Origin of the sequence: Methylocaldum sp., assembly GCF_035627495.1 — a bacterium.
GTDB lineage: Bacteria > Pseudomonadota > Gammaproteobacteria > Methylococcales > Methylococcaceae > Methylocaldum.
Genome location: NZ_DASPLO010000027.1, coordinates 1 through 4453, shown reverse-complemented (window position 1 = coordinate 4453; position 4453 = coordinate 1). Strand labels below are relative to the sequence as shown.

The following is a 4453-nucleotide window of genomic DNA, read 5'->3' as shown; positions in this document are numbered from 1 at the left end:
CGATATATACATGTTTTTGAGCCGCCAAAATCGGAAAGAGGATACGCCATTCATTCTCCGTGACTGCTAATCGGTTCGCCATTTCGTAAATGGCGAGCGACATCGCCGGAGAGCTCCCGAAATGTCAACAGAACCTAGGATCGATACCAAACCACCATGACTTTCATGCCATCCGCCATCCTGGAGCTGAATGGCTGGACCCTAAGCGGCAGTGTTTCGATGAAGGCCAATTTCATGGAGATCGAGCATGAACTCCGCAATCAGGGGTATGACGTAGCCTACAGCCCTTGCGACTTTAACTATATTAGTGTGTGGATTAAAGTGAGGGAAACTTCGACGCCGTGAACATCTTTCTGTCTCCTCAGGGCCATTGAACACACGGCTAAGATCCGAGCATCGGATTATCGAACAGAAGCGAAACTCCAGGGTATAAGAGCTACATTCGCGAAGCCGTTCTCATGTAACGGGCTTCCGGATAGATGTGATTGGGTTCTTCTCACTGAATGGAAGCCGGAGTCCTCGCCTATCTCTTAACCCGCAGGCCCAAACCGCAATCAAAAGAAAACCGGCAGATGGCCCTTTCGAGCTCATCTGCCGGCTTCGAGAAAATCGCCGGAAAATCTTTAAAAAACTAAAGCATCCCGGCCGAACGATTAAGGTCGATTACATCCGCATCAGTGCTGCTGCTGATGTTGCGGCTGTTGTTGGTCGGAACCGCTGTCGGGCGAAGACGCCCCTGAACCTGAGGGCACGTGCTCGCCGTGTCCTCCATGCCCGCCGCGGCTGACGCCGCCGCCGCTCTGGCCGGGACCTGCACCGCCGCCGCCTGCTCCAGCACTCACGCCCTGCCGCTGGCGCAAGCCAATCGCGCTGCCGGATGCCTTGGCGATGTTCGCTTCGGTCAAGCCGCCTAAAGTCAGGGCCGAATCCACTACGATGCTCGTGACATCGGTTATGTCCATACGATCCGCGAGAGAACTGGTCACCACGGCCTTGACCGGACCCCGGCCCGGAGCGGGATTGTTCGGAATCGCGGTCAGCACGATGGGATAGGCCGTGCCCGCAGGAACGGTGATGGAGTAATGGTTCGAGCTGCTCGTGAGCTCCGTCGTCGTGACCAACTGACCATTCTTGTCCCGTACTTCGATCTTGGCATCCATGACGGGACCATGCTGATCCTGAACATTACCGCTGATTTTCGCTTCCGACATGGCCGGCGCAGAAACGCTGCCACCGCCCGGGCCTGCGTCGCAGCCGGTCAACATCCCGGCCACCGCGATAGAAAAGGCGCAAAAGCCATTTCTTAAAACAGAAAAACGAGTTTTATCGAATTGTTGCTTGGTCATCTTTTATAAACCGACTGTTTGGTTGAGAGAGTTCTAATTGTCCGCGTAATGAAACATCGGTGTGATAGCGCGGGGGTTTATAGCACAGAAGCTCTTTTTCTGTACATATTCGGACCGCTTGACGAAAATCCCGGAATTCCCCGGCTGCGGCCAAAGCGTTTGTTGGATCGGTTCACCGAATAGGCGACATGAAAATCCATCATCTTCAACCCGATCAGGCCTTAAGAAGCCTTCATACCCAATTCGAAGGGTTGAGCGAAACCGAGGCGGCCCGGCGCCTCCATGAATACGGCGCCAATCGGCTTACGGAATTCAAGCGGGAATCCGTGGCCCTGCGTTTCATCAAGCAGTTCACTCATTTCTTCGCGCTCCTGCTCTGGCTCGCTGCGGGCTTGGCCTTTTTCGGGGATTGGAAAGCACCGGGCGAAGGCATGGCCACCCTGGGCTTCGCCATCGTCGGCGTGATTCTCATCAACGGGGTGTTTTCCTTTTGGCAGGAATACCGGGCCGAACGGGCCATCGCCGCATTGCAGAAGCTCTTGCCGCTGCAGGTCAAGGTGATGCGGGAAGGAAATGTGCGTCTTTCGGAGGCTTCAGACATCGTGCCAGGCGATGTGATCCTGCTGCAGGAAGGCGACAATATCCCCGCCGATTGCCGGCTGCTAGAGGCTTTTGCGCTGAGGGTGAACAACGCCACCGTAACCGGCGAATCCTTGCCCCAAGCCAGGGACGCGCAACCCTCGGCGGAGGAAGAGCTCATCCACGCGCGCAATGTCTTGTTGGCGGGCACCTCCGTCGTCTCCGGCGAAGGCCGGGCGGCGGTTTTCCACACCGGCATGCACACTGAATTCGGCAAAATTGCCCATCTCACGCAGGCGGCCGGCGAACCCGTCTCCCCTCTCCAGAAAGAAATCGTCCGCTTGAGCCGATTCGTCGGCGTGCTGGCCGTTGCACTAGGCATCGCCTTCTTTTTCGTCGGACAGGCGGCCGGGCTCTCATTTTGGGAGGACTTTATCTTCGCCATCGGCATCATCGTCGCCAACGTGCCGGAGGGCCTGCTACCCACGGTTACCCTCTCCCTTGCGATGGCCACCCAACGCATGGCCAAACGCAATGCCCTGGTCCGGCATCTGCCTTCGGTCGAAACGCTGGGTGCGGCCACCGTCATCTGCACCGATAAAACCGGTACATTGACGCAAAATCGCATGGCCGCGAGACAAATCTTCCTCGGAAACGAAATTCGGCAGATGGAAAATCTCGACGAACAACTGGCAGCGACATACTCGAGATTTTGGGAATGCGCGCACAACTGTCAGAACCTCAAGGAAACGAGCCGTGACGGAAAGCAGGAGTTGCTGGGCGATCCCACGGAAATCGCTTTGATACAAATGGCGGAGCGGGTTATGGGCAATACCGCCGTCTATCCGAAAATCGATGAAGTCCCGTTCGACACGGACCGGAAGCGCCTTTCGATTCTGAGCCGCACGCCGGAAGGCAATCGGCTGTATGCCAAAGGCGCGCTGGAAATGCTGTTGCCGCTGTGCACCCGCGCACAGATCGGCGAAGAAACCGTGCCGCTGACCGAAGAGATTCGCCGCCGATTTACCGAGGCTCAGGAAACGTTGGCGGAAAACGGGCTGCGCATCCTCGCCCTTGCCCATCGCGAAGTCGGCGACGCTTACGATTACGATAGCCTGGAGGAGGATCTGACGCTAACCGGACTGGTAGGCCTCGAAGACCCGCCTCGCCCCGAGGTGCCGCGAGCCATCGAGAAATGCCTTCAAGCGGGCATCAAGGTCATCATGGTCACCGGCGATCATCCCCATACCGCCAAGGCGATCGCGCGGGAAATCGGCTTGCTCCGCGGCAATCACCCTTACGTTATTACCGGCAGCGATTTGCGGCGGCTTTCCAACACGCAACTCCAGCTCGCTCTCGATAAAGAAGAAATCATCTTCGCCCGTCTCGGCGCCGACCAGAAAATGCGCATCGTGGAGGCGTTGAAACGCAAACGGCACGTGGTCGCGGTAACCGGCGACGGCGTCAACGACGCCCCGGCCCTCAAAGCAGCCGACATCGGCATCGCCATGGGGATTGCGGGAACCGATGTGGCCAAGGAATCCGCCGACATGATCCTCTTGGACGACAATTTCGCCAGCATCGTCAGCGCGATCGAGGAAGGCCGAGCGGTGTTCGACAATATCCGCAAGTTCATGTCGTACATCCTCACGTCGAACATCCCGGAGCTTGTCCCCTATCTGGCGTTCGCCCTGTTCAGCATCCCGCTGCCCCTGACCATCATCCAAATCCTGGCGGTCGATCTCGGCACGGATATGGTGCCGGCCCTGGGACTCGGCGCCGACCGCCCCGATCCGGCCTGTATGAAACAGCCGCCGCGGTCCGTGAAGGAAAAGCTGCTCAGTTGGCCGCTGGTCACACGCGCCTATTTGTTCCTGGGAATTCTCGAAGCCATCGCCGCCATGGCCGCTTTTTTCTACGTGCTCTATGCCGCCGGCTGGCATTACGGCGAGACTTTGGCCCGTCAGAACCCGATCTACCTCCAAGCCACCACGGCCTGCCTGTCGGCCATCATCGTCATGCAGGTGATGAACGTCTTTCTGTGCAAACATCCGGACCGATCCTTGTTCCGCTCCCCCATTTTCAACAACCGGCTGATTTTGATCGGCATTCTGCTGGAGAGCATCCTGATCCTGGTCATCGATTACACGCCCCGGGGCAATGAAATCTTCGGCACCGCTCCCATAGGGCTCGATGTTTGGCTGTTCAGCCTGCCTTTCGCCTTGGCGATGCTGTTGATGGAAGAGTTGAGGAAGAGTTTGGCGAGATTAATGCGGCGGGCGGCGGAAATCCCGAGTCGCGCATCGATTCGAACGGGGGTGGGTTAAGCGTGTCGGCCTTAACCCACCGAACGGTCACCGTCTCTAAGAAGCTGTCTTCAAACTACTGCGCGCCGCCATACGCGCGTTGCTCAAGGGCTCAAAATGCTGATGAAAAGCATCCCTGCTTTTCACTCACCACCTCCCTGTGGTTCGCCCTTGCGGGCGGCCGCGCCGTGCAAATCGGCCATCCTGCCGATTTGTCACCCT

Annotated in this window: 4 protein-coding genes; 3 read left to right on the top strand and 1 reads right to left on the bottom strand. The window is 57.7% G+C overall.

All coding sequences use genetic code 11. The features are described 5' to 3' along the window. The first annotated feature begins 156 nt into the window (after positions 1-156). On the top strand, positions 157-345 hold the full coding sequence (locus VEB01_RS02395; protein ID WP_324872507.1) for a hypothetical protein: 189 nt from the start codon (positions 157-159) through the stop codon (positions 343-345). Between the two features lie 329 nt (positions 346-674). Here VEB01_RS02395 and VEB01_RS02390 read toward each other — a convergent pair whose 3' ends face one another. Further along, positions 675-1346: a hypothetical protein gene (locus VEB01_RS02390; protein ID WP_324872506.1), complete on the bottom strand. Its 672-nt coding sequence runs from the start codon at positions 1344-1346 to the stop codon at positions 675-677. A gap of 188 nt (positions 1347-1534) precedes the next feature. Between VEB01_RS02390 and VEB01_RS02385 the strand changes: the two genes are divergently transcribed. Both VEB01_RS02385 and VEB01_RS02380 read left to right on the top strand, forming a co-directional pair. Continuing rightward, positions 1535-4252, top strand: a complete 2718-nt coding sequence (locus tag VEB01_RS02385) for a cation-translocating P-type ATPase (RefSeq protein ID WP_324872505.1) — start codon at positions 1535-1537, stop codon at positions 4250-4252. 2 nt (positions 4253-4254) lie between these two features. After that, the coding region (locus tag VEB01_RS02380) for a hypothetical protein (RefSeq protein WP_324872504.1) at positions 4255-4453 on the top strand (199 nt) is incomplete at its 3' end.